This window comes from Microbacterium sp. ARD31 (genome assembly GCF_031844425.1).
The window spans coordinates 1-22,756 of the sequence record NZ_JAUZVE010000083.1; the positions used below are offsets into that span (position 1 = coordinate 1).

Below are 22,756 nucleotides of genomic sequence, written 5' to 3' on the forward strand. Positions count from 1 at the left end.
TCCGCGAGACGTGGGTCGAGGCGCCGCGACGCGAGTTCCTCACCCCGGTCGCCCCGGTCTGGCCGCTGCGCACCGAGCGGCTGCTGCTGCGCCCCTGGCAGCCCGGCGACGAGACCGCGCTGGCCGAGGCGTGGGCCGACGAGGACTACGCCAGCCTGCTGCTCACCGGCACCCAGAACCCCGCGGAGGTGGCCGAGATGGTCCGCCGCCGGGCGCAGCCGGGCGACGGCACGTTCGTCGGCCTGGTCGCCGAGCACGACGGCGAGGTCGTCGGCGACCTGATCCTCATCATCCGCGGCACCGGGCTCACCGAGGGCGAGATCGGCTGGACGGTGATGCCTCGGCACGCCGGCCGCGGGTACGCCACCGAGGCGGCGCGCGCGGTGCTGCGGATGGCCTTCGAGCACTACGGCCTGCGCCGGGTCGTCGCCAACCTCGACGCCCGCAACGACCGATCCGCCGCCCTCTGCGAGCGCCTCGGCATGCGCCGCGAGACCCACCGCCTCGGGGACTTCTGGTCCAAGGGCCGCTGGACCGACTCCCTCGAGTACGCCCTCCTCCGCGACGAGTGGCAGGCCCAGCAGCCCTGACCCCGCCGCCGCACGTGCGGCGGATCTCGCCCCCGGATCCGCGATCGCGGGGCCACATCCGCCGCACGTGCGCGGGCCTGTGGAGGAAGCTGACGGCGCGGGCCGCAGCACGGGCACGATCCGGGGATGGACTTCGATCCCAGGTCACCGTTCCGCCGCCGGACCGCCCTCGAGGCGGGCGTGAGCGCCAAGTCCCTGCGTGGTCCGGCGTTCCGTCAGGTGCTGCCGGGTGCCTACGTCGCGGCCACCACCACCCTCACCCCGCTGGTGCGCGCACGCGCCGCCCTGCTGCCGTACGACGACGTGGCATGGGCCAGCCACGCCACTGCGGCTCGCGTGTACGACCTGCCCATCCCGACCATCGCCGAGGAGCACGTGAGCGTCGCACGGGCGGGACTCCGCCGCCGCCACCGGGGCGTCAGGGCTCACGTCGGTGGCGAGGCGCCGACCAGGTACGTCGACGGCGTGCGGGTCTCCGCGCCGGAGATGCTGTTCGTCGAGATGGCAGGCGTGCTCGGCCTGGTCGACCTGGTGGTCCTGGGCGACGCGATGGTCCGGCGCCGGCTCGTCACGCCGGAGGAGCTGGTCCGGTTCTGCAGCGAGGTCCGGCACAAGGCCGTTGCGGCCGCGCGCCGCGCGGCGTCGTACGTCAGGGCGAAGGTGGACTCCCCGATGGAGACGAGGCTGCGGATGCTGATCGTCCTGGCCGGACTGCCGGAGCCGGTCGTGAACCTCGAGGTGCGCGACGAGCGAGGCGAAGTGATCAGGAAGTACGACCTCGCCTACCCCGCGGTCCGCGTCGCGGTCGAGTACAACGGCAAGGTCCACGTCCTCACGCTGGAGGCGTGGGAGGCCGACCTCGGGCGGCGTGACGACATCGACGACTCCGGCTGGCGCCTCCTGCCGGTGATCGGCTCCGGCATCTACCGGGACCCGCTGAGCACCCTCCGACGCGTGCACCGGGTCCTGCTCGCCCGTGGCCTGCCCGGCACCCCGCTGCGGCTCGACGACACGTGGCGGGCGCACTTCCCGGGCCACGCCGACGCGGCGTGAGCACGTGCGGCGGTTCTGGCCCCGGGACGCGCGATCGAGGGGCCACATCCGCCGCACGTGCGCGCTCCGGCGCAGCCACTTGCGCGTACCAGCGCGTCGCTGGCGACCGATAGAGTCCCGCCCATGGTCTCCACACCCCACGGCGCCGACAGCGAGGTCGGCCGCCTGGCCACCGTGATGCTCCACCGCCCCGGCAACGAGCTCAAGCGCCTGACGCCCCGCAACAACGACCGGCTGCTGTTCGACGGCATCCCGTGGGTCAACCGGGCGCAGGAGGAGCACGACGCCTTCGCGGAGACCCTGCGCAACCGCGGCGTGGAGGTCCTCTACCTCACCGAGCTGCTCACCGAGACCCTCGAGAGCGAGCTCGCCCGCAACCACGCGATCACCAGCGCATTGTCCGGCCTGCACCTCGGCGACACCATGCGCCGCTACCTCGCCACCGCGCTGCGCGACCTGTCCCCCGCCGAGCTCACCGACGTGCTGACGGCGGGCATCCGCAACGACGAGGTCAAGGGCGGCCACGGCCTGGTCACCAGCCTGCTGCACCCGCACGACTTCCTCATCGACCCGCTGCCCAACCTGCTCTTCACCCGCGACTCGAGCGTGTGGGTGCGCGACCGGGTGGCCGTGACCAGCCTCGCGATGCCCGCGCGCAAGCGAGAGACCCAGCTGACCGAGCTCATCTACACCGAGCACCCGCGCTTCGCCGGGACCCGCAAGATCCACGGCTGGCACAACGAGCACGTCGAGGGCGGCGACGTCCTGCTGCTCGCCCCGGGCGTGATCGCGGTCGGCGTCGGGGAGCGTACGACGCCCGCCGGCGTCGAGCGGCTGGCCCGCCAGGTCTTCCACGCCGACCTCGCGCACACCGTGCTGGCTGTCCCGATCGCCCAGGAGCGGGCGACGATGCACCTCGACACCGTGTGCACGATGGTCGACGTCGACAAGGTGGTGATGTACCCCAACGTCGCCGACACCCTGCGGGCCGTCACGGTCACCCTGGCCGACCAGGGCTCCGACGAGTCCGACCTGACGCTGAGCGTCAGCGAGTCGGAGCCGTTCCTCGTCGCCGCGGCGAAGGCGATGCAGATCGACACGCTGCACCAGATCGACACCGGCCTCGACCCGGTCACCGCCGAGCGCGAGCAGTGGGACGACGGCAACAACACCCTGGCCCTCGCCCCGCGGGTCGCCGTCGCCTACGAGCGCAACGACGAGACCAACGACCGGCTCGAGGACGCCGGCATCGAGGTGGTGCGGATCGCGGGCTCCGAGCTCGGCTCGGGCCGCGGTGGCCCCCGGTGCATGAGCTGCCCGATCTCCCGGGAGCCGCTCGCCGTCGACTGAGCGAGTTCAGTGCACACCTGTTGACCGGTTGGGCATCACGTTCGGGCCGCTGGATCGTTGACCGGGCATGACTTCCTCGATCCTCGACGCCCTCGACCCCGCCGACGCGCGCCGGGTCCTGGCTGCCGGAAACGCGCTGACGCTCCCGCAGGGATGGTCGCCCATCGCCGAGAGCACCCCCGCCGACAAGGCGTACCTCATCACCGAGGGCGAGGTGTCGGTCCGCAAGGGCGGCACCGAGGTGGCCACCCTGGGCCCGGGCGCCGTGGTCGGGGAAGCCGCCATCGTCAACAAGACCCTGCGCTCGGCCACGATCGTGGCGCTGACGCCGCTGAAGGTCGTGCACTTCACCAGGGAGCGCATCCAGGAGCTCGTCGAGGAGGTCCCGGCCTTCGGCGACGCCCTGCGGGCCGCGGCGGCCGAGCGGCTCGAGCGGAGCTGACCCGACCGTGGCCATCGAGTCGGGGCCACCGCTGCCCGAGCTCCCGCCCGACCTGTCCGAGGTGATGGAGTCCCTGCTGCTCGGCGAGGCTCCCAGCCTGACGCGGGTGCAGGTCGCCGAGCGGGCCGGCGTACCCCTCGACGTGGCGGTCACCCTGTGGCACCAGCTCGGCTTCCCGCACCGCGACGACGAGGACGTGGCCTTCTCCGAGAGCGACGTCGAGGCGCTGCGGCTCAGCGCCGACCTGGTCGAGCTGGGGATCCTGCCGGCCGAGTCGCAGGCGGCACTGGTGCGGACCTGGGGCCGCAGCTACGCCCGCCTCGCCGAGTGGCAGACCACGCTCCTCGCCGGGCTCGCGGTCGAGGGTGACGACCCCGCCGCGCAGCTCACCACCCTCGCCGGCGACGTGCTGCCCCGGGTCGAGGCGCTGCAGACCTACGTCTGGCGGCGCCACCTCGCCAGTGCCGCACAGCACCTGCTCGGGGACTCCGACGCCCTCGCGCAGACCGAGACGCTGCTGACGGTCTGCTTCGTCGACATCGTCGGCTACACCACGCAGAGCCGGAGCCTGGACGGCGCGGAGCTCGTCGCGTGGGTGGACCGCTTCGAGCAGGACACCTCCGCGCTCGTGGTCGACCACGGCGGGCAGGTCATCAAGACCATCGGCGACGAGGTGCTCTTCACCGTCGCCGACCCGGCGGCGGCCGTCACGGTCGCCCACACCCTGGCCGCCCGCGGCGAGGACGCCGACGACCCCTTCCCGCGGGTGCGGGCCGGCATCGCGCACGGTCGGGTCGTACGCCGCCTCGGGGACGTGTTCGGGTCCACGGTCAACGCCGCCTCACGCCTGACCTCGGCCGCGCGACCGGGATCCGTCCTGGTCGACGCCGGGGTCCACGAGGCGCTGGCGGAGTCCCACGACGAGGGCGGGGAAGGCGCCGGGGACGGCGGTCAGTGGCGCTGGCGCCGCTTGCGACGCGTCTCGGCCAAGGGCTTCCGGCACCTCGAGGCGTGGCGGGTGCGGCCCGCACACGACGTCGACGCGGACCCGGGGACGTGAAAGCCCGGTCGTTGTTGACGGGGGAAACAACAACGACCGGGCGAGTGCCAATCTACTCCGCTCGCGAGCGCGCGCACAACAGTCCGGGACGTTGTGTTCGGCACGTGGAACGAACGTAGCCCGTTCCTTACCGGATCGTCACCTGCCGGTTGGCCAGACCTGCGCGGGCGGAGCGCTCAGCCGCGGTCAGCTCGCCACCCTCGAGCGCCTCCTCCAGGTCGGCGGCGAACCTCCGCGCCGGGTCCTCGAGCACGTCGGCGCCGGTGCCGACCGGCAGGTCCCAGACCGGGGCCAGCAGGCCGTGGGCGCGGAACATCCCGACGAACCGCGAGCCCTCGGCGATCGAGTCCTGCCCGGCGGCGTGGAGGCGCGCCAGCGCGTCGAGGAGCCGGTCCTCCTGGTGCGGCATCACCCAGCGCAGGTGCTCCTTGGTGCCCACGTTGGTCCAGTACGCCGCCTCGACCGAGGCCAGCCGCGAGGTGGGCATGACCCCGCCGTTGGCCTGCTCGAGCGCCGCCTCCATGGTCGCGTCGCGCTCGGGGATGTCGTCGATCCAGTACTCGAAGCCGTCGTGGACGGTGATGTCGAGCGTGGTGTCGCTGATGAGGTCCTGCAGGCTCGGCCCCTCACCCGGCGCCGTGGGGAGGCCGACGATGCCGGGCTCCTCGGTCGCCAAGGCGGCCTCGAGGACGGCACCGAGGTCGCGTGCGGGGTTGCCGTAGGAGTGCTGGACCTGCAGGCCGAGCCAGATGTCGCCGGACTCGCGGACCATCGCCGGCGCGGCACCGGGCAGGAGGGTCGCCAGCCGGACGGTGCGCGAGCCCTCCTTCAGCGTCAGCGGTGCGGTCGCGGCGGGCACCAGCTCGCGGAGCGCGATCACGTCGCACTCGCTCGGCATCCCCTCGAAGGGTCGGGCCACGAAGGTCGGGGCGGCGCCACCGGCGGCACCGTGGCAGGCCTTGTAGCGCTTGCCGGAGCCACAGGGGCAGGGCTGCCGGGGGCCGACCTCGCCGGGAGCGGCGGCAGCGGGCTTGGACGTGGTGCGGGACTTCTTGGCCATACCCGGAAACCTAGCCGCCGAGCAGGTCCAGCATGTAGGCCGGGCGGTCGCTGATGACGGCCCTGACGCCGAGGTCGAGGCAGAGCTGGAGGTCCTCGGCGGTGTTGACGGTCCACACGTGGATCTCCCGGCCCTCCTTGACCAGGTGCTTGCCGAGGCCGGGGTGGTCGCGCAGCTCGTCGATGCCGGGGCCGATGATCCAGTCGTCGCCGACCACGGGTCGCAGGACGGGCCAGTGGTGGGCCTTGTCCACCAGCATCACCACGTCCAGGTCGGGGGCGAGCCGACGCACCCGGTTCATCGCGTTGAGCGAGAAGCTCATGATGCGCGCGGGCGAGCCGGCGCGGTCCCACCCGAAGTCGCCCAGGGTCTCGACCAGGCGGCGCTCGACCAGGCCGCCGTACCTCGTGGGGTGCTTGGTCTCGATCGCCAGCTCGACCGGCCGGTCGTAGTCGGCGACGGTGGCCAGCAGCTTGCGGAGGGTGAGCACCTTGCCGTGCTCGGGGTCGCGGTCCGGCGCCTCGTCGTCGAGGTCGGACCACGGGTTCTTCCACGAGGCGAAGTCGAGCTCGTCGAGCTCGGCCAGGTTCATCGTGGAGACGATGCCGGCGTTGGCCGCCGTACGCCGCAGGTTGCGGTCGTGCACGCACACCAAGTGGCCGTCGGCGGTGAGCCGGACGTCGCACTCCAGCGCGTCGGCGCCCTCGTCGAGCGCCTTCACGTAGGCCTTCAGCGTGTGCTCGGCCGTGTCGTGGCTGCTGCCGCGGTGGGCGACGACCTGGGGCCGGTAGCGGGTCTGACGGGCGCGGCGGATGCGCGGCGTACGACGCATGGGTCGAGCATGGCACGTGGTCGGCCTCGCGCAGCGCACCCCTGAGGGCGCCCTGGTCTGGACCTGTCATCCCCCAGATGGGGGAGAACGCTCAACGTTGCGGCAAGGAATCCCGAAGGCCCGGGGCGCGCTGCGGCGCCTCACTACGGTCGCGACGAGGTGCTCGACACGCGCGTGTGGGGATACGCCCGGGCACCTCAGGGATGGGGATCCACCGTGAACGAAGTCATGCTGCCCTCGCGACGCAACGTCGTGCGCACCGCCGCCTGGACCGTGCCGGTCGTGGCCGCGACCGTCGGCGCGCCCGCCTTCGCCGCCTCCTGCGGGACCACGTCCCACACCTGGCGCCTGGACTGGGGCAACGAGAACACCAGCGACGCCTTCAGCACCGCCTACCCCGCCGCACCCACCACCAACGCCCAGGGCGTGCGCAGCGGCACCGCGACGATCACCGGCCCCGCGGGCACCACGCCGATGACGGTGTCCTTCACCAGCACGTCGGTGGGCACCGACACCCGGACCAACAACAACCTGCGCGTCGACGCGGGCACCTACCCCAGCATCGGCGGCACCGGGGGCACCGGGCTGCTGCTCCAGCACCAGAACATCACCTCGGGCCGCGCCAACAGCCGCCAGGAGGTGGTGATCGCCTTCGGCCGCCCGGTGACCAACCTCCAGTTCTCGGTCACCGACATCGACTCCAACGACCAACAGGGCAACAACAGCGACTTCTACGACCAGGTCGAGCTGACCGGGACGCGGTCCTACACGTTCACGTCCCGCGGGGGCGGCAACACCTACGTCGTCGGCGCCGGGACCTCGAACGACCCGTGGCACATGTACAACAACAACACCGTTGCCAACGACTCGGGTGCCAACAGCGACCGTGGCAACGTCAACGTCACCTACCCCGGTCCGGTCTCCTCGATCACGCTGACCTACTGGACCTCTCGCGGGTCGGGCAACCAGGCGATCTTCCTCAGCGACTTCACCTTCACCGCCTTCGGCTGCTGACCTCGCTCAGTGCACGTGGTCGCGCCAGTCCGCGGGCACGCGCCCGGCGGGACCGGGGGTGGGCTGGTCCTCCGGGTGGTGCTGGGGGTCGGCGAGCCGCGGGCCGACCACGCCGACCGACCGGCTGAAGTCCCAGAACCAGTCCTCGCCCGGCTCGTAGCTCTGCATCACCGGGTGCCCGGTCGCGTGGAAGTGGGCGGTGGCGTGCTGGGACGGGCTGCTGTCGCAGCAGCCCACGTGGCCGCACTGCGCGCACCGGCGCAGGTGCACCCACCAGCCGCCCGCGTCCTCGCACTCCACGCACCCGGGGCCGGACGGTGCCACCTCGGGGTCGATGCCCGTGGGATCGCTCATGGCCCCAGCCTGCCCCCTCAGCGGCCGGCAAGGAAGGCCGGCAGCCAGTGCGCCTCCCACGCGGGGACCTCCTGCTGCTCGACGACCGAGCGCACCGGTGCCTGCGCGGCGGTGCGGTAGCGCCCGTCCGAGCGCTCGAGGTAGCGGTAGTTCACCAGCTCGCGCCGCAGGTAGGCGACGTCCTCGTGCACCCCGAGCAGGACCTCGTTGACCTCCCTCTCGGAGTACACCCGCCCCGGCTCGAACCGGCTCAGCACCTCCAGCAGCACGGCCACGCGCACCTTGCGCCGCGCCGGCACGCGCTCGATGCGTCCGTCGGTGAACAACCGGCCCACCACGCGTTCCTGCTCCGTGCGCGCCGCGTCGTACGCCGCCTCGCGGGGGCTCGCGGTCGCCAGCACGGCGGCCCGGGCGACCGTGTAGGCCTCCCCGGTCTCGGCCATGCGGGCACGCACGACCTGCTTGAGATCACTGTCCTTGGTCATCCTCGATCACCTTCGACTGCGCTGCGCCCCCAGTACGCCGCTGCAGCGGGCGTCGACGATCTGACTCACGGATGCGTCCGAGGATCTGCTCCCCTTCGCCACCTCGCACGGACTGGGGCCGACGCGTGGGCTGGGCGCTGGACGGCGCCCTCGGCCCTGAGTCTCCCAGAGACCCAGCAGCGAGGGCAACGGCTTTCGGCTCGCCCGGAGAGGGGTTGACCCAGCGGCGGACATCGGTTCGGGTGGAGGCAGCGACGAGGCCATCCGGGGGTCTCGTCACGACCACGGAGCCATGCCCATGCACCTGTCGCCCCACCGTCTCCTCCTCGCCGTCCTCGGCTCGCTGATCGCGGTCGCCGGCCTGGCCAGCCCCTCACACGCGGTCACCAAGCTGACCGACGCGCAGGCGGCCAGCCAGCTCTCCGCCGCCGGGATCAGCCGCGTGTCCACCGGCGGCTGCACCAACCGCAACGTCTCCACCTGCACGTCCTACGAGCAGATCAACCAGGAGACCGTCAGCGGGATCAGGACCTTCAAGTCGGTGAGCGGCTGCGCGGTCACCATCACCGGCGGCACCGAGACCGGCCACGCCTCGGGCACCTACAGCCACTGGAACGGCTACAAGGTCGACATCAGCCCGACCACGTGCGTGAGCAGCTACATCACCAGCCACTACGCCTACTACGGCGTGCGCGGCGATGGAGCCACGATGTACCGCGCGGCGTCGGGCAACATCTACGCCCGCGAGAGCAACCACTGGGACATCACCTACTACACCTGCGGCTGCTGACGGGGTCCACCGCGAGGCGTGGAATTGCCGCGACACCGCGTGCGGCCGGCCCCACACTGGGTCCATGCCGTCGTCGAGCCAGTGGGTCGCGTTCCTCGTCGCGTCCATCCTCTTCATCCAGGTCCCGGGCCCGAGCCTGCTCTTCACCATCGGCCGCGCGCTGACCGTGGGCCGCCGCGAGGCGCTGCTCTCGGTCGTCGGCAACGCCCTCGGCCTGACCGCCCAGGTCGCGCTGGTCGCGGTCGGGCTCGGCGCGGTGGTCGCGGCCAGCGCGACGGCGTACACCGCGATCAAGGTCGCCGGAGCGGCCTACGTCATCTGGCTCGGCGTCCAGGCGATCCGGCATCGCGCCGACGCCCGGCTGGCGATGGCGGCCGCCGTCCCGGTGCGTCGAGGGCACCCGGTGCGGATCGGGTTCACCGTCGGGGCGACCAACCCCAAGACGATCGTGTTCTTCGTGGCCTTCCTGCCGCAGTTCACCGACCCGACGGGGCCGGTCGCGCTGCAGACGATGCTGCTCGGCCTGGTGTTCGGCGTCATGGCGGTCGTCTCCGACAGTACGTGGGCGATCGTCGCCGGCACCGCCCGCGACTGGTTCGCCCGCCGGCCCTCGCGCCTCGACGCGCTCAGCGCCACCGGCGGCACGATGATGGTCGGGCTCGGCGCGACCATGCTGGCCGCCGAGTAGTCCGCTGCTGGTCGAGGTGCGAGGACCCCCCGCCGGTTGAGGTGCGAGGAGCGCCCACCGCTGGTTGAGGTGCGAGGAGCGCCAGCCACCGCTGGTTGAGGTGCGAGGAGCGCCAGCCACCGCTGGTTGAGGTGCGAGGAGCGCCAGCGACGAGCCTCGAAACCTGCGGCGCCTAGACCCATGTGGTTTCAAGGCTCGCTGCGCTCGCACCTCAACCACCGAGTAGCTGTCGCTCGCACCTCAACCAGCTGTGGAGATCCCGCCTAGGCTCTCGCGCATGCGGACCCTGTTGACGTCGCTCGTCCTGCTGCTGACTGCCCTCGCCGTTCCGGCCCACGCCGACCCGGCGCCGCTGCCGACCGGCACCGACGTCGACTACCAGCTCGGCGGCCCGGCCTACGTCCCCGACAACGTCGGCATCGTGGTGCGTGACCGCACGGAGACGCCGGCTCCGGGGGCCTACAACATCTGCTACGTCAACGGCTTCCAGACCCAGCCCGGCGAGCGCGGCTTCTGGCGCCGGCACCGCGACCTGGTGCTCACCGACGGCGGTCGGCCGGTGGTCGACGAGGCGTGGGGCGAGTGGCTGCTCGACATCCGGACCCCTGCGAAGCGCGAGCGGCTGGCGCGGCTCGTCGGGCGGTGGACCGCCGGGTGCGCCCGGGAGGGCTTCGACGCCGTCGAGTTCGACAACCTCGACTCCTACTCCCGCAGCCGCGGCCTGATCAGGGCCCGGCACGCCACCGCGTTCGCCCGGCTCCTCACCGCCACCGCCCACGAGCACGACCTCGCCGCCGGCCAGAAGAACCGCGCCGGCTGGGACGGCACCCGCGCCGGCTTCGACTTCGCGGTGGCCGAGGAGTGCGGGCGCTACGACGAGTGCGACGCCTACACCGACGTCTACGACGACCAGGTGGTCGCCATCGAGTACCGCAGGCAGGACTTCGAGAGGACCTGCACCGGGTACGGCGACCGCCTGGCCGTCGTGCTCCGCGACCGCGACCTCACCCCGGGCGGGCCGCGCCGCTTCTGCTGAGGGTCAGCCCGCCACCGACTCCGGCTCGCGCTGCTGCTGGCGCCTGCTCGCGACCAGGCTGGTCGTCACCGTCACGCCGAGGATGCCGACGATCACCAAGAGCGACATGAGCGTCGGCACGTCGGGCACCGACGGCCAGACCAGGTGGGCCCAGTGGAGCACCAGCTTCACGCCGATGAAGCCGAGGATCGCGGCGAGGCCGTAGCTGAGGTGCACCAGCGCGCTGAGCGCACCCTCGAGCACGAAGTAGAGCGCGCGCAGGCCGAGCAGGGCGAAGGCGTTGGTGACGAACACGAGGTAGGGGTCGCCCGTGATGCCGTAGACGGCCGGAACCGAGTCGACGGCGAAGACGACGTCGGTGGCGAGCACCGCGACCGTCACCAGCGCGAAGGGGGTCAGCATCCGCACCCCCTGCCTGACCACGGTCATGCGCGGGCCGTCGTACTCGTCGCTGACGGGCATCACGCGCCGCATCAGCCTGACCACGCGCATCTCGGCGATGTCGACCTGGTGCTCCTGGCCGCGGACCGCGTCGCGCAGCAGCTTCACGCCCGTGACGAGCAGGATCGCGCCGAAGACCAGGAACACCCAGTCGAAGCGGGACAGCGCGGCGGCGCCGAGCGCGATGAAGATGCCGCGCAGCACGAGCGCGCCGACGATGCCGTAGAGCAGCACCCGCTGCTTGAGCACCTCCGGCACCGCGAAGGCCGCCAGCAGCAGCATGAAGACGAAGAGGTTGTCGACGCTCAACGTCTTCTCGACGAGGTAGCCGGTGTAGTACTCCAGCCCTCGGTCGCCGCCGTGGGCGTTCCAGACGTAGAGACCGAAGGTGAGCGGCAGGGCGACGTAGAACGCCGACCAGGCCAGTGCCTCCTTCATCGAGACCTCGTGCGGGCGGCGGGTGGCGATGAAGTCGACGACGAGCAGGGCGAGCACCACGCCGATGGTCAGGAACCAGAGGGTGGGGGACGCGATGGACGACATGGGTCTCCTCAGGAATGAGTCCTGAGGTCTCCCCCGCCGGCTCGTGAGGTGCGGAGCCGGTCCCCGCCGAGGCGCCTGCCGAGGCGCCGTAGTGACCGGCGGAGGTTGGTGGGGTACTCCCCTCGCGCTGAAGTGTAGAAGACCACGCAACCTGCTCGCGAAACCGCGGAGGGGACGTAGTGTCGCGGGCATGGAGACGGGCATGGAGACACGTGAGTACGACGTCGTCGTCATCGGCGGCGGGCCGGTCGGCGAGAACGCGGCGCAGTACGCCGTCGAGGGCACCGGCATGACCGCGGCCATCGTCGAGCGCGAGCTGCTCGGGGGCGAGTGCAGCTACTGGGCGTGCATGCCCAGCAAGGCGCTCCTGCGGCCGATCACGGTGGCGGACACCACCGCCGACCTGCCCGGGGTCTCGACCGCGCACGTGGCGCACAAGGCGCTGCTCGAGCGCCGCGACGACTGGGTCTCCCACTACGACGACTCGGGGCAGGTGTCGTGGGCCGAGGGCGCCGGCCTCGCGGTGGTCCGCGGCCACGGCCGGCTCACCGGCGACCGCACCGTGCGGGTCACGTCGCCCGACGGCGAGGACGTGCTGGTCCGGGCCCGGCAGGCGGTCGTGATCGCCACGGGCAGCGAGCCGCACGTCCCCGGAGAGTTCGCCGACGCACTCCCGTGGGGGTCGCGCGACGCCACCGGGGTGGTCGAGGTCCCCGACCGGCTGGTGATCATCGGCGGGGGTGTGGTCGCCTGCGAGGCCGCCGTCTGGATGGCGGCGCTCGGGTCGTCGGTCACCGTCCTGGCGCGCAGCCGCCTCCTCGGCCGGTCCGAGCCGTTCGCCGGCGAGGCCGTGCTGGCGTCCCTGCGCGAGCGCGGCGTCACGGTGCACGTGGGCTGCGACGTGACCGGCGTACGCCGCTCCGCGCCCGCCGCGACGGGGGTGGGGCGCATCCACGGTGGGGCCGTCACGGTGTCCACCACGCGCGGTGAGATCGAGGCCGACGAGCTGCTCCTCGCCATCGGTCGCTCGCCGCGCCTCGACGACCTCGGCCTCGACTCCGTCGGTCTCGAGCCGTCCGACGTCACCGACGGCCGGCTGCCGGAGTGGCTGCACGTGGTGGGCGACGCCAGCGGCGGACCGCCGCTCACCCACTGGGGCAAGCACCAGGCGCGGCTCGTCGGCGCGCGCATCGCGGCCGCCGTGGCGGGCGAGGTGGCCTACGAGCCCGATCGAGCCGCTCCGGTGCCGCAGGTCGTCTTCACCGACCCGGAGGTCGCGAGCGTCGGGATGACGGAGGCCGAGGCCCGCGACGCCGGCCACGACGTCGTCGTCACGCGGGTGCCGACCTCCGCGGCGTCCGGGTCGGCGCTGCTGCGCGACCACGTCGCCGGGCAGTGCCAGCTGGTCGTCGATGCGCGGAGCCACCTCCTGCTCGGCGCCACCTTCGTCGGCCCCGAGGTCGCCGAGCTCGTCCACGCCGCCACGGTCGCGATCGTCGGTGGCGTCCCGGTCCACGTGCTGCGCCACGCCGTGGCGTCGTACCCGACCGCCAGCGAGCTCTGGCTCCGCCTGCTGGAGGACCTCCCGCAAGACTTCCGGCGCCCGCCGGCGCCGTAGCCCAGGGCCGGCCCGTCGATCCGAGGCCGGTGGTTCGTCGCGGCGCGCCCGGGAGTGCAGGAGGAGGGTTGCGAGCGGAGGAGCGAAGCGGGGGAGCTCGCAACAACGACGACGAACGAGCGGGTCACGAGCGCCGCGACGCGCGCCGGAGCGAAGCGGAGGCGCCAACCACCGAGCAGCTCAGCCCCGCTCGCGGAGGTAGCGGCCGAAGTGGGGGACGGTGAAAGCGATGCGGCCGCGCTCGCCGGAGTAGACGAGACCCTTCTTCAGCAGGGAGTCGCGGGCCGGTGAGAGCGACTGCGGCTTCTTGCCCAGGGCCGCGGCGACGTCGGCGCTGAGGACCGCGTCGGCGTCCGGGTCGGCCCCGGACTCGACGCCGGCGGCGGCCACGTCGGCCATCGCCATGAGGTAGTCGCGCTCACCGGGGGTGGCGCGCTCGTAGCGTGAGCCGAAGAAGCCGACGGCGAGCTCGGACTCCGCCTCCGGTGCGGCGACGGCGACGTCGGCCGCGGTGATCGGCGAGCGTGGCGCCAGGTCCCACACGGCCTTGCCGTAGGCCTGGATGAAGTACGGGTAGCCGCCCGTGGCGTCGTACATCGCCGCCAGGGCGTCGGGCTCGAAGGCGGCGTCCTCGTCGGCAGCCGGGGCCTCCAGCGCGCGATCGGCGGCGTCGCGGGTGAGCCGGTCGATGCGCTGGTAGCTGAAGAGCCGCTCGCTGTAGGACTTGCTCGCGCTGAGAACGGCGGGCAGGTGGGGCAGGCCGGCGCCGACCACGATGACCGGGAGCCCGGACTGGCTGAGCTCGTGGCAGGCCGCGCACAGCGCCGACACGTCGTCCGGGCCGAGGTCCTGCATCTCGTCGATGAAGACGCCGACGCCCTTGCCGACGTCGGCCGCCAGCCCGCCGAGGTCGGTGAACAGCTCGACGAGATCGATCTCGACGTCGCCGGAGTCGGCTCGTCCGCGCACGGCAGGTACGTCGATGCCGGGGCTCCACTGGTCCTTGAGCCTGGCGTTGGCGCCGGCGTCGCGCTGGGCGAAGGACTTCACCACCCCGAGCACGTGGTCGACGGAGTCCTCGTCGCGATGGCCGAGCTCGCGCACCGCCTGGTGGAGCGCGCTGCTGAGCGGGCGGCGCAGCCCCTGGCCCGGACGTGCCTCGAGCTTGCCGGTTCCCCACCCCTTGCGCACCGCCGCGCTGCGCAGCGCGTTGAGGAGCACGGTCTTGCCGACGCCGCGGAGGCCGGTGAGCACCAGGCTGCGCTCGGGACGGCCCTTGGCCACCCGCTCGAGGACGACGTCGAACGCGGCGAGCTGCTCGTCGCGACCGGCGAGCTCGGGCGGGCGCTGGCCCGCGCCGGGAGCGTACGGGTTCCGGATGGGGTCCACGATCGGACGCTATCGGTGGATCTAGCCTCAACCCTAGATTGCCGGATAGTCCGCGAGTCGCGCGGTCAGCCCGCCTGGTCGGCGCGGGTCACCCGCGCACGCGCGGCGTCGTAGGACTCGTCGAGCCCCTTGCGGAGCAGCGCGATCAGGTCAGGCACCTCGTCGGCGGCGAGCCGGAAGGTGCCGGCGCAGACGTTGTCGCGCCACAGCGACAGCACGACAAGCAGCGACTCCTGGTGCCAGGTGACGCGCAGCGAGCGGTCCTCACCGCGGGGGTCGAGGAAGACCGCCCCGGTCCGCTGGACGCGCTGCTGAGCCATGATCCATTGTGACCCGCCCCACAAGGATCTGCCTAGACTCGTCCCCGTGCCCGAGCTGCCGGAGGTCGAAGCCCTCGTCCAGGACCTGCGTGGTCGCCTGGTCGGGCGGGCCATCACCCGCATCGACCTCGCCGCCTTCAGCGCCCTGAAGACCTTCGACCCGCCGCTCCAGGCGCTGCACGGCACATTGGTCGACGACGTGACCCGGCACGGCAAGTTCCTCGACATCGACGCCAGCGGCGTGCACGTCGTGATCCACCTCGCGCGCGCCGGCTGGATCCGCTGGCGTGACGAGGTGCCGGCCCTGCCCGCCCGTCCCAACAGCAAGAACCCGCTGGCGGTCCGGATCGTCATCGACGACGAGGTGGGCCTCGACATCACGGAGGCCGGCACCAAGAAGAGCCTGGCGATGTACGTCGTGCGCGACCCCGCCGACGTACCCGGCGTGGCCCGGCTCGGTCCCGACCCGCTCGCCGACGACTTCACCCCCGACGTGCTCCGCTCGATCCTCGAGGCCGAGGGGCGCAAGCAGGTCAAGGGCGTGCTGCGGATGCAGTCGATCGTCGCGGGGATCGGCAACGCCTACTCCGACGAGATCCTGCACGCGGCGCGGATGTCGCCGTTCAAGCCTGCCAACAGCCTCGACGACGCCGAGCTCCAGACGCTGTACGACGCCATCCGTGACACCCTGACCGGCGCCGTCGAGCGGGCGAGCGGCGTGGCGATGAGCGAGCTCAAGGGCGAGAAGAAGAGCAACCTCGCGGTGCACGGCAAGACCGGCCAGAAGTGCCCGGTGTGCGGCGACGTGGTGCGCGAGGTGTCCTTCGCCGACTCGAGCCTGCAGTACTGCGCGACGTGCCAGACGGGCGGGAAGCCCCTCGCCGACCGGCGGATGTCGAAGCTGCTGAAGTGAGGACGGTGCCGGTCGGACCCACCCCCGTGACAGTCCGACCAGCACCTACGTCAAGCCTACCTTGACGCAGGTGGCTGTTGTCACGCAGTGACGCTCCGCGCCGCCGACTTCTTCGCGAACCGCTCCCAGGCCGCCTGCCGGGTCACGCCGAGCACCCGGCCGATCTCCGCCCAGGTGATCCCCCGCTCGCGCAGCATCTCCACCCACTCCTGGGCGAAGAAGACGTTCTGCTCGGCCGAGGCCAGGATCTGCGGCAGCGTCGCCAGCACTTCGGCGTCGCTCATCCGCTCCCAGGGCATGGTCGCGCGCACCGCGGCGACCCGCTCCTCGTCGTGCAGGATCTCGTGGAACGTGTCGACGCAGGACTTGCACACCTGCGCACCGAGACCGCCGATCAGCGCGACGTCGGTGCCGGGGCCGCCGGGCGTCGTGCAGAACGAGCAGATTCGCCCCTCACGGGTGATGGCCATGCTCGCGCCCTCCTTCCCCGAGAGTCGTCCTGCCGATCATCGTGACTCTACCGGTCGGGGCGCGACCGGGAGCCGTGCCGCGAGGCGCGCCTCACGGCATCTCGGGGACGTCGAGGTCGCCGAACATCGAGCCGCACGTGTCGTTGACGTAGGTGGTGAACGCCTCGACCTTCTTCTGCGCGTCCTCCGACATGTCGTTCTCGAGGGCGTTGAGGTCCGGCGACTTCAGGTCGTCCTCGGAGATGTCCTGGGCGGCCTTGACGGTCTCCTCGAAGCCGTCGCGAGCCTCGTCAGAGATGTTCTCCGGCGTCCCGACCTCCTCCATCTTCTCGGCCCAGGAGTGCATGGCGTCGGCCATCTCCTTCTCGCTGGGCAGCTTCGCGTCGGGGTCGGAGAAGTCGAGGTCGAGGTCGGTGAAGAGGCTGGACTGGGCCTTGCAGAACTCGTCCTTGCTGGCGTCGGCAGGGGCACCGCCACCGCTGCCGCCGCACGCCGTGGTGACGGCGCCGACCAGCAGGACGGCGCTGGTCAGGGCGAGGCGGGCTCGGGTCGTCGTCCGGATCGTCATGGGGTCCCCTTCGCACGGGACGCGGCGGGCGCCGGCGTCGTCGGGTGCCTACCCTGTCGTGGCCGGGCTCAACCGTCCACTTCGAAGGCCGCCGGCAGCGGGAGCCGCAGCGCCCGGCCGAGCGCCTCGAGGTACTCCCCGCGCGGACGTCGTACGACGCCGAGGCTGGCCAGGTGGGGCGTCTGCCACTGCACGTCGAGCAGCCGGTCGGCGGCGTGCTCGTCGCGGAGCAGGTCGACGAGGCCGAGCAGCGCGACCTTGGAGGCGTCCCGGTCGCGGTGGAACATCGACTCCCCGGCGAACAGCCCGCCGATGCTGACGCCGTAGAGCCCGCCGGCGAGCCGGCCGTCGCGCCAGGCCTCGACGGAGTGCGCCCAGCCGAGGTGGTGCAGGCGGGTGTAGCCGCGGACGAACTCCGGGGTGATCCATCCGTCCGGGCGCTCCGGGCTGCCGCACTGGGTCAGCACCTCCTCGAAGGCGGTGTCGACGCGGATCTCGAAGTCGCGCGCCGCACGCCGCAGCGACCGCGACACCTTCATCGCGTCGAGGGGCAGCACGCCGCGCTCGACCGGTGAGAACCAGCCGAGCTCCTCGCGGTCCAGCGTCACCGGCATCGGGAAGAGCCCGAGGCTGTAGGCCGTGATGAGCGTGCCGGCCTCGAGGTCCGCGCCAAGCGCCACCAGGTCGTCCTCGGGGTCCCACGTCGAGTGGTGCGGGAACGCCCAGGGCGTGGGGTCGGGCGCGAGTGGCACGCCCTCACGCTAGCGAGTCGCCCCCACCACGGCCGTACCATCGCGGCATGAGGTCGCGATGGGGTTGAAGGACACGGTCGGGCGGCAGCTGGCCCCCCGCATCCAGGAGCTCGCGCCCGGGCTGACCACCGGGTTCGTCCGCGAGGCGCTCAACCGCGCCATCGACGGCGTCGGCCCGCTGACGCCTGCGGCCGAGGCGGCCGACCGCCAGCTCGCCGAGCAGCGCGGCAACGTGGACCGGGCGATCCACGAGGTCATCGAGAACAACGTCCGCATCGCGGGGGCCCAGGGCTTCGTCACCAACGTCGGCGGGCTCGTCACCATGGCCGTCACCATCCCGGCCAACGTCGCCGGGCTGGCGCTCGTCCAGTGCCGGATGGTGGCCGGCATCGCCCACCTGCGCGGCCACGACCTCGGCGACCCGCGGGTGCGCAACGCGATCCTCGCCCTCCTCCTCGGTGAGGAGCAGGTCGCCGAGATGGTCAAGAAGCGCCGGCTGCCGGCCCCGCCGATGGCGCTGGCCACCGCCCCGGCGCACGACCCCACCCTCGACGGCACCATCTCCGCGGTCGTCGCGACCGACATCCTCACCCGGGTGGCCGGCAAGCGGCTCGCGACCACCGTCGGGCGCAAGATCCCGGTGGTCGGCGGTGTCGTCGGTGCGAGCGCCGATGGCTTCGCGACGTGGAAGATCGGTCGCTACGCCGACCGCGAGCTGCTGCCGCGACCGCGCTGAGGTCGCGACTCAGCCCCGGCGCCTCTTGAGCCGGCGGTAGGCGTCGAGCGTGCCGCGGCCGGCCGGGCTGTCCTCGAGCGTGCGGACCACCTTGTGCTTGACCCGGTACGTCAGCGTGGCGCGGGCCCGGTCGCGCTCGGCGTGCGCCTCGCGGACCTCCTCGTGCAGCCGCTCCTCGACCGCGCGCAGGCGGGCCCCCTCCACCAGCAGCGCGCTGATCGCGTCGAGCGCCGACGGCAGCAGCAGGTCGGGGGTGACGGTGTCGGGGTCGACGAAGGTCCCCGGGTCCGGGCCGACGAGGTCGTCGAGCGAGCCCGCGACGTCGTACCCGCGGTCGGCGATGGCCTCGACCCAGCTGCGGGAGAGGTCCTGCGCCCACGCGTGGTCCTCGGGCGGAAGGCCCAGCCGGGCGGACGCGACGCCGCGCGACAGGGTCTGGTGGGCGAGCAGCTCGCGGACGAGGGGGCGGTAGTCGGGCGGGGAGATGATCGAGGTGACCCGCTGGTTGATGGTCCGCAGCAGCGACGTCTCGGGCACGCCGAGCGAGGGGTTCTCGCGCTCCGCGGTCAGGTCGAGGTCGAGTGCGTCGAGACCGAAGGTGCGCGAGAAGCGGCGCCACAGCTCGCCCCGGTCGGATCCCGACGGCGGCACGGTCACCAGGTGGACGCGCTCGGGCGGCAGCGACCCGGCCCAGCGGGCGAGGATGTCAGGGAGCTCCTGGACGGCCCAGAACCACGAGCCGATCTTCGACTCGCGCGCGGGGTCGCGGATGGTGTCGAGGAACTTCGCGTAGGTGATGTGGCTGCGGTGCTTGACGTTCTCCTGCCACTCGGCCGGGATCTGGCGGACCAGGTCGCGCACCGACAGCACCAGGTGCACCTCGGCGTCGCCGAGCGAGGACAGCGCGCGCTCCACCTGGGTCGGCGTCGCGCGGGCGAAGATCTCGTGGCTGACGATCGCCGTGCCGGGCCACTCCCGCACCTCCGCGGCCAGCCGGTCCCAGGCGCCGACGGCCTCGGTCTCCAGCCCGCCCCACGGCAGCGTCATCAGGTCGAGGGCGGCGAGGAAGTGGGCGTCGAACCGGTCGGCCGGGTAGAGGATGCCGTGCTCGCGCAGCGCCTCCCGGTTCCGGAAGAGCACGTCCTGGAGGTAGGACGTGCCGGTCTTGGGGCAGCCCACGTGCAGCAGCACTCGCCTGCTCACTGCTCCACGCTCCTCTCGTGCTGCGGGTCCTGCCGCCGGTCGCTGCGCCACCCCGGGTCCACGACCATGCGGATCGCCAGGTCCAGGACCTGCTGGTCCGCGACGGCCGGGCCGGTCGCGGCCGGCGGGTCGGTGCGCGGGGCGAGGTCGGCGAGGTCGCCGACGACAGCGTAGCCAGCGCGCCGGACGTCCCGCGTCATGCGGGCCGCGGAGGCGGCGACCCAGTCCCGCTCGCGCGCCGGCACGACGGCGGGCGCCGTCCCGGTGTCGGGGATGCGTCGCTGGAGGGTGCGCATCAGGGCGGGACGCTCCGCGGCGGGGACCCGCAGGCCCACGACCGCGGCGATGCGGCGGGCCAGCTCGGCCTGGTCGGCGCCGGGCACCCGCACCGCCGGCAGGCGTCGTACGCCGACCTGGCGGGGCATCCGGTCCAGGTCGGTCACGACCCGGACGAACGGGCGGCGCGGATTCCACCGGCGGACCGAGGCCGGGAGGTCGGCGCGGGCGGGGAGCTGGTCGCGCTCGCGCCAGAACCTCAGCCACTCCGCCCACGGGGTGCTGCCGGTCTCGAAGCAGCGCTGGGTCCAGGTGTGGGCCAGGAGCTCGTCGAGGGGGCGGCCGACGGCGACGAGGAAGGGGCGTGGGCCACCCTCGGGCCGGCCGCGTGCGGCGAGGTCCTCGCGCCATCCGGCGACCAGGACGGGGTCGCCGACGAGGCGGTAGCGCAGCCGCCACGGCCGGGCCACCCGGGTGCGGACCGGGTCGGGGCCGAGGGCGACGAGGTCGTCGGCGAGCAGCACGCTCGCGACGCGGAGCAGCTCGTGGGCGCTCACCGTCGCCGGGTCGACGGGCTGCGGGCCGAAGCCCGGGGCGGGCAGCCCGACGAGCGGCAGGTCGGCCTTGCCCCGCCCGGCGGCGGGGGCGGCCAGGACCCGGTCGGCGAGCCGAGTGCCCTCGCGGTCCTGCTCGCCACGGGGGTGCGCACTCGACGCCCGGGCCAGGTTGACCCGGCGCAGCAGCTCGAGCTGCTGGGCGCCCGGCAGCACGGCCGTCGGTACGTCGTCCTCCGGCCGCGCGTCGGGCTGCCACGCCAGCCACGGCGTCGTACCGCCGTGGCGGAGGTGGGCGACCCAGCTCTGGGCGCGGCCGCTCAACGGTCGCGCAACCGGCGGGCGGTGTCGCGCAGCCGGCCGCCGAGGGTGTCGGACGAGGCGCGGTTGGCGGCCTCCTGCGTCATCACGGTCAGGGCGTCGAGCGCGGCGCCGAGCTCGAGCTTGGCCCGCACCTTGTCGGGGTCGCGCCACGTGGTGCCCTCGGCAGGCCGGCGCGGGCGCAGGTCCTCCACGTCGCCGATGACGTCGACGCCGCTGCCCTTGATCCACTCGATCCAGAGGTCGGCCTGCTGCTCGGCGAAGTCGAAGCGGTCGGGCGGCAGCCGGACGGGGATGGCCTCGCGGGAGACCAGGACCTCCTGCGCGAGCTGCTCGCGGATGAGGTTGTCGTAGACCGGCTCGCGGCGCACGCCGAGCTCGAGGCGCCGGTTGAGCTTGCGCAGCAGCGCGGTCTCGGCGATGCCCAGGGAGCGGTTGTCGCGCTCGGAGTCGAGCGGCGCCCAGTCGGGGTCGATGCCGAAGGCGCGGCAGAACCGCAGCCACAGCTCGTCGCCGTTGGGGCCGCGGTCGTGGGGGACGGTGACCACGTGCACGCGCTCCGGCGGGAGCTTCGCGCCCCACTGCGACAGCACCCGCGGCAGGTCCATCGCGTTGAAGAACCAGGTCTGCCCGCGCTCGACCTTGGAGAGGAAGCGCTTGAAGGGCCACTTGCGCCCCTGCTTGATCGACTCCTGCCACGCGGCCGGCAGCTGGCGGCCCAGGTCACGCGCGGAGTAGATGACGTGGACCTCGTTGCCGGCGAGGTCGTTCATCGCCTTCGCGATCTTGTCGGGCTTGGCGCCGGCGAGGATCTCGTGGCTGATCACCACGTTGCCCTCGGCCCGCTGCACCTTGCGGACCATCGCGTCCCAGGCGCCGCGCGCGTGCCCCGGGGCGCCGCCCCAGTCCTGGTCGAGCAGGTCGAGCGCCGCCCGGAAGTGGAACATGTCGGAGTGCCCCGCGCGCGGCGCCGGGATCGTGACGCCGTGGCGCGCCAGCGACGCGAGGTTGAGGTCCAGGCGGTCCTGGAGGTACGTCGTCCCGGTCTTGGGGGCCCCGATGTGGAGGTGGACGACGCGGGTCATGGCGAGGATTGTGCCAGTCCGCCCAGTGCTCGTACGACGGCGCTCGGGCTCGGGCGGCCGAGGTGCCCGGCCATCCACGTGCTGGTGGCCACGACGGCGTCGAGGTCGACCCCGTGGTCGATCCCCAGGCCCGTCAGCATCCACACGAGGTCCTCGGTCGCGAGGTTGCCGGTGGCCGACTTCGCGTAGGGGCAGCCGCCGAGCCCGCCGGCGCTCGCGTCGAAGGTGGTGATCCCCTCCTGCAGCGCGGCGAGGGTGTTGGCGAGCGCCTGGCCGTAGGTGTCGTGGAAGTGCATCGCCAACCGGTCGGTGCCGACGCCGGTGTCGGCGAAGGCGGCGACCAGGGCCTTGACGTGACCGGCCGTGGCCACACCGATGGTGTCGCCGAGGCTGAGCTGGCTCGCGCCGAGGTCGAGCAGCCGGGTGCCGGCAGTGACGACCTGCTCGATCGGGACGGCGCCCTCCCACGGGTCGCCGAAGCACATGCTCACGTAGGCGCGGACGTCCATCCCGGCCTCGCGGGCGCGGGCGACGGTCGGCTCGAACATCGCGAACTGCTCGTCGAAGGTGCGGTTGAGGTTCTTGCTCGCGAAGGTCTCGGTGGCGCTGCCGAAGATGGCGATGTGCTCCAGGCCGAGCTCGAGCGCGCGGTCGAGCCCGCGCTCATTGGGCACCAGCACGGGCAGGTGCCGGCCCTCCTCGCCGAGGTCGGTCATCAGCTCGTGCGCGTCCGCGAGCTGCGGCACCCATCTCGGGTGCACGAAGCTGGTGGCCTCGACGACCGGGAGCCCGGCGGCCACGAGGCGTCGTACG

The 22,756-nt window shown here is 72.8% G+C and carries 26 protein-coding genes; 12 read left to right on the plus strand and 14 right to left on the minus strand.

All coding sequences use genetic code 11. From position 1 onward, the window contains the following. The 5 genes from Q9S36_RS49135 to Q9S36_RS49155 form a co-directional block, all read left to right on the plus strand. Positions 1 to 590 (plus strand): GNAT family N-acetyltransferase (locus Q9S36_RS49135; RefSeq protein WP_311292023.1); only part of this gene is annotated, 590 nt, incomplete at its 5' end. Between the two features lie 126 nt (positions 591 to 716). Continuing rightward, positions 717 to 1,643, plus strand: coding sequence for a hypothetical protein (locus tag Q9S36_RS49140; protein WP_311292024.1), 927 nt, complete (start codon positions 717 to 719; stop codon positions 1,641 to 1,643). Positions 1,644 to 1,766: 123 nt separating this feature from the next. Further along, positions 1,767 to 2,993 (plus strand): arginine deiminase, encoded by a 1,227-nt coding sequence (locus Q9S36_RS49145; protein WP_311292025.1) that lies wholly within the window; start codon positions 1,767 to 1,769, stop codon positions 2,991 to 2,993. Positions 2,994 to 3,060: 67 nt separating this feature from the next. After that, positions 3,061 to 3,435 (plus strand): cyclic nucleotide-binding domain-containing protein, encoded by a 375-nt coding sequence (locus Q9S36_RS49150; protein ID WP_311292026.1) that lies wholly within the window; start codon positions 3,061 to 3,063, stop codon positions 3,433 to 3,435. A gap of 7 nt (positions 3,436 to 3,442) precedes the next feature. Further along, the gene (locus Q9S36_RS49155) at positions 3,443 to 4,495 is read left to right on the plus strand and encodes an adenylate/guanylate cyclase domain-containing protein (RefSeq protein WP_311292027.1); all 1,053 of its coding nucleotides are present in this window, start codon (positions 3,443 to 3,445) and stop codon (positions 4,493 to 4,495) included. A gap of 127 nt (positions 4,496 to 4,622) precedes the next feature. Here the strand turns inward: Q9S36_RS49155 and Q9S36_RS49160 are convergent, their stop codons facing one another. Together Q9S36_RS49160 and Q9S36_RS49165 are read right to left on the minus strand one after the other, a co-directional pair. Next, on the minus strand, positions 4,623 to 5,555 hold the full coding sequence (locus Q9S36_RS49160) for a DUF5926 family protein (RefSeq protein ID WP_311292028.1): 933 nt from the start codon (positions 5,553 to 5,555) through the stop codon (positions 4,623 to 4,625). Positions 5,556 to 5,565: 10 nt separating this feature from the next. Then, positions 5,566 to 6,387: a glycerophosphodiester phosphodiesterase family protein gene (locus Q9S36_RS49165; RefSeq protein ID WP_311292029.1), complete on the minus strand. Its 822-nt coding sequence runs from the start codon at positions 6,385 to 6,387 to the stop codon at positions 5,566 to 5,568. Positions 6,388 to 6,603: 216 nt separating this feature from the next. On the opposite strand from Q9S36_RS49165, the gene Q9S36_RS49170 reads away from it, so the two are divergent. After that, the gene (locus Q9S36_RS49170) at positions 6,604 to 7,401 is read left to right on the plus strand and encodes a hypothetical protein (protein WP_311292030.1); all 798 of its coding nucleotides are present in this window, start codon (positions 6,604 to 6,606) and stop codon (positions 7,399 to 7,401) included. A 6-nt stretch (positions 7,402 to 7,407) separates the two neighbouring features. On the opposite strand, the gene Q9S36_RS49175 is transcribed toward Q9S36_RS49170, so the two are convergent. Beyond that, entirely contained in the window at positions 7,408 to 7,755 is a 348-nt protein-coding gene (locus tag Q9S36_RS49175; protein ID WP_311292031.1) for a UBP-type zinc finger domain-containing protein, read from the minus strand. A 17-nt stretch (positions 7,756 to 7,772) separates the two neighbouring features. After that, complete coding sequence (locus Q9S36_RS49180) at positions 7,773 to 8,240, minus strand: DUF2087 domain-containing protein (protein WP_311292032.1); 468 nt, start codon at positions 8,238 to 8,240, stop codon at positions 7,773 to 7,775. A gap of 292 nt (positions 8,241 to 8,532) precedes the next feature. On the opposite strand from Q9S36_RS49180, the gene Q9S36_RS49185 reads away from it, so the two are divergent. The 3 genes from Q9S36_RS49185 (at position 8,533) to Q9S36_RS49195 (ending at position 10,754) form a co-directional block, all read left to right on the plus strand. Further along, positions 8,533 to 9,030 carry a hypothetical protein gene (locus tag Q9S36_RS49185; protein ID WP_311292033.1) on the plus strand — a complete coding sequence of 166 codons (498 nt, stop codon included), beginning with the start codon at positions 8,533 to 8,535 and terminating at the stop codon, positions 9,028 to 9,030. A 64-nt stretch (positions 9,031 to 9,094) separates the two neighbouring features. Then, positions 9,095 to 9,718: a LysE family translocator gene (locus Q9S36_RS49190; RefSeq protein ID WP_311292034.1), complete on the plus strand. Its 624-nt coding sequence runs from the start codon at positions 9,095 to 9,097 to the stop codon at positions 9,716 to 9,718. Positions 9,719 to 9,995: 277 nt separating this feature from the next. Then, entirely contained in the window at positions 9,996 to 10,754 is a 759-nt protein-coding gene (locus tag Q9S36_RS49195; protein ID WP_311292035.1) for an endo alpha-1,4 polygalactosaminidase, read from the plus strand. A 3-nt stretch (positions 10,755 to 10,757) separates the two neighbouring features. Here the strand turns inward: Q9S36_RS49195 and Q9S36_RS49200 are convergent, their stop codons facing one another. Further along, complete coding sequence (locus Q9S36_RS49200) at positions 10,758 to 11,738, minus strand: TerC family protein (RefSeq protein ID WP_311292036.1); 981 nt, start codon at positions 11,736 to 11,738, stop codon at positions 10,758 to 10,760. A 202-nt stretch (positions 11,739 to 11,940) separates the two neighbouring features. Between Q9S36_RS49200 and Q9S36_RS49205 the strand changes: the two genes are divergently transcribed. Further along, the gene (locus Q9S36_RS49205) at positions 11,941 to 13,356 is read left to right on the plus strand and encodes an NAD(P)/FAD-dependent oxidoreductase (protein ID WP_311292037.1); all 1,416 of its coding nucleotides are present in this window, start codon (positions 11,941 to 11,943) and stop codon (positions 13,354 to 13,356) included. 180 nt (positions 13,357 to 13,536) lie between these two features. Here the strand turns inward: Q9S36_RS49205 and Q9S36_RS49210 are convergent, their stop codons facing one another. Next, a complete protein-coding gene (locus tag Q9S36_RS49210; protein ID WP_311292038.1) occupies positions 13,537 to 14,745 on the minus strand; it encodes an ATP-binding protein in 1,209 nt (402 codons plus the stop codon). 65 nt (positions 14,746 to 14,810) lie between these two features. Continuing rightward, on the minus strand, positions 14,811 to 15,065 hold the full coding sequence (locus Q9S36_RS49215) for a hypothetical protein (protein ID WP_311292039.1): 255 nt from the start codon (positions 15,063 to 15,065) through the stop codon (positions 14,811 to 14,813). A gap of 46 nt (positions 15,066 to 15,111) precedes the next feature. Between Q9S36_RS49215 and Q9S36_RS49220 the strand changes: the two genes are divergently transcribed. Next, positions 15,112 to 15,978, plus strand: a complete 867-nt coding sequence (locus tag Q9S36_RS49220; protein ID WP_311292040.1) for a DNA-formamidopyrimidine glycosylase family protein — start codon at positions 15,112 to 15,114, stop codon at positions 15,976 to 15,978. Positions 15,979 to 16,058: 80 nt separating this feature from the next. Here the strand turns inward: Q9S36_RS49220 and Q9S36_RS49225 are convergent, their stop codons facing one another. The 3 genes from Q9S36_RS49225 to aat all read right to left on the minus strand — a co-directional run bounded on the left by Q9S36_RS49225 (position 16,059) and on the right by aat (position 17,768). Then, positions 16,059 to 16,448: a hypothetical protein gene (locus Q9S36_RS49225; protein WP_311292041.1), complete on the minus strand. Its 390-nt coding sequence runs from the start codon at positions 16,446 to 16,448 to the stop codon at positions 16,059 to 16,061. A gap of 91 nt (positions 16,449 to 16,539) precedes the next feature. Then, on the minus strand, positions 16,540 to 17,016 hold the full coding sequence (locus Q9S36_RS49230) for a hypothetical protein (RefSeq protein ID WP_311292042.1): 477 nt from the start codon (positions 17,014 to 17,016) through the stop codon (positions 16,540 to 16,542). A 68-nt stretch (positions 17,017 to 17,084) separates the two neighbouring features. After that, positions 17,085 to 17,768 carry a leucyl/phenylalanyl-tRNA--protein transferase gene (aat, locus tag Q9S36_RS49235; protein WP_311292043.1) on the minus strand — a complete coding sequence of 228 codons (684 nt, stop codon included), beginning with the start codon at positions 17,766 to 17,768 and terminating at the stop codon, positions 17,085 to 17,087. Between the two features lie 58 nt (positions 17,769 to 17,826). Here aat and Q9S36_RS49240 point away from each other — a divergent pair, with 58 nt between their 5' ends. Next, complete coding sequence (locus Q9S36_RS49240) at positions 17,827 to 18,504, plus strand: EcsC family protein (RefSeq protein ID WP_311292044.1); 678 nt, start codon at positions 17,827 to 17,829, stop codon at positions 18,502 to 18,504. A gap of 9 nt (positions 18,505 to 18,513) precedes the next feature. On the opposite strand, the gene Q9S36_RS49245 is transcribed toward Q9S36_RS49240, so the two are convergent. The 4 genes from Q9S36_RS49245 to Q9S36_RS49260 form a co-directional block, all read right to left on the minus strand. Next, positions 18,514 to 19,707, minus strand: a complete 1,194-nt coding sequence (locus Q9S36_RS49245) for a hypothetical protein (protein ID WP_311292045.1) — start codon at positions 19,705 to 19,707, stop codon at positions 18,514 to 18,516. After that, positions 19,704 to 20,861, minus strand: a complete 1,158-nt coding sequence (locus Q9S36_RS49250; protein WP_311292046.1) for a hypothetical protein — start codon at positions 20,859 to 20,861, stop codon at positions 19,704 to 19,706. Before Q9S36_RS49250 ends, Q9S36_RS49245 begins: the two co-directional genes overlap by 4 nt. Beyond that, a complete protein-coding gene (locus Q9S36_RS49255) occupies positions 20,858 to 21,943 on the minus strand; it encodes a hypothetical protein (protein WP_311292047.1) in 1,086 nt (361 codons plus the stop codon). The genes Q9S36_RS49250 and Q9S36_RS49255 overlap by 4 nt, the downstream gene beginning before the upstream one ends. Further along, positions 21,940 to 22,756, minus strand: an 817-nt coding sequence (locus Q9S36_RS49260; RefSeq protein ID WP_311292048.1) for a hydroxymethylglutaryl-CoA lyase, incomplete at its 5' end; no start/stop codon positions are given. The genes Q9S36_RS49255 and Q9S36_RS49260, both read right to left, overlap by 4 nt.

Excerpts from the sequence above, each read along its gene's own strand:
- Q9S36_RS49140 (WP_311292024.1), top strand. The coding sequence starts at position 717 with ATGGACTTCGATCCCAGGTCACCGTTCCGCCGCCGGACCGCCCTCGAG.
- Q9S36_RS49145 (WP_311292025.1), top strand. The coding sequence starts at position 1,767 with ATGGTCTCCACACCCCACGGCGCCGACAGCGAGGTCGGCCGCCTGGCC.
- Q9S36_RS49150 (WP_311292026.1), top strand. The coding sequence starts at position 3,061 with ATGACTTCCTCGATCCTCGACGCCCTCGACCCCGCCGACGCGCGCCGG.
- Q9S36_RS49160 (WP_311292028.1), bottom strand. The coding sequence starts at position 5,555 with ATGGCCAAGAAGTCCCGCACCACGTCCAAGCCCGCTGCCGCCGCTCCC.
- Q9S36_RS49165 (WP_311292029.1), bottom strand. The coding sequence starts at position 6,387 with ATGCGTCGTACGCCGCGCATCCGCCGCGCCCGTCAGACCCGCTACCGG.
- Q9S36_RS49175 (WP_311292031.1), bottom strand. The coding sequence starts at position 7,755 with ATGAGCGATCCCACGGGCATCGACCCCGAGGTGGCACCGTCCGGCCCC.
- Q9S36_RS49180 (WP_311292032.1), bottom strand. The coding sequence starts at position 8,240 with ATGACCAAGGACAGTGATCTCAAGCAGGTCGTGCGTGCCCGCATGGCC.
- Q9S36_RS49185 (WP_311292033.1), top strand. The coding sequence starts at position 8,533 with ATGCCCATGCACCTGTCGCCCCACCGTCTCCTCCTCGCCGTCCTCGGC.
- Q9S36_RS49190 (WP_311292034.1), top strand. The coding sequence starts at position 9,095 with ATGCCGTCGTCGAGCCAGTGGGTCGCGTTCCTCGTCGCGTCCATCCTC.
- Q9S36_RS49195 (WP_311292035.1), top strand. The coding sequence starts at position 9,996 with ATGCGGACCCTGTTGACGTCGCTCGTCCTGCTGCTGACTGCCCTCGCC.
- Q9S36_RS49200 (WP_311292036.1), bottom strand. The coding sequence starts at position 11,738 with ATGTCGTCCATCGCGTCCCCCACCCTCTGGTTCCTGACCATCGGCGTG.
- Q9S36_RS49205 (WP_311292037.1), top strand. The coding sequence starts at position 11,941 with ATGGAGACACGTGAGTACGACGTCGTCGTCATCGGCGGCGGGCCGGTC.
- Q9S36_RS49215 (WP_311292039.1), bottom strand. The coding sequence starts at position 15,065 with ATGGCTCAGCAGCGCGTCCAGCGGACCGGGGCGGTCTTCCTCGACCCC.
- Q9S36_RS49225 (WP_311292041.1), bottom strand. The coding sequence starts at position 16,448 with ATGGCCATCACCCGTGAGGGGCGAATCTGCTCGTTCTGCACGACGCCC.
- Q9S36_RS49230 (WP_311292042.1), bottom strand. The coding sequence starts at position 17,016 with ATGACGATCCGGACGACGACCCGAGCCCGCCTCGCCCTGACCAGCGCC.
- Q9S36_RS49240 (WP_311292044.1), top strand. The coding sequence starts at position 17,827 with ATGGGGTTGAAGGACACGGTCGGGCGGCAGCTGGCCCCCCGCATCCAG.
- Q9S36_RS49255 (WP_311292047.1), bottom strand. The coding sequence starts at position 21,943 with ATGACCCGCGTCGTCCACCTCCACATCGGGGCCCCCAAGACCGGGACG.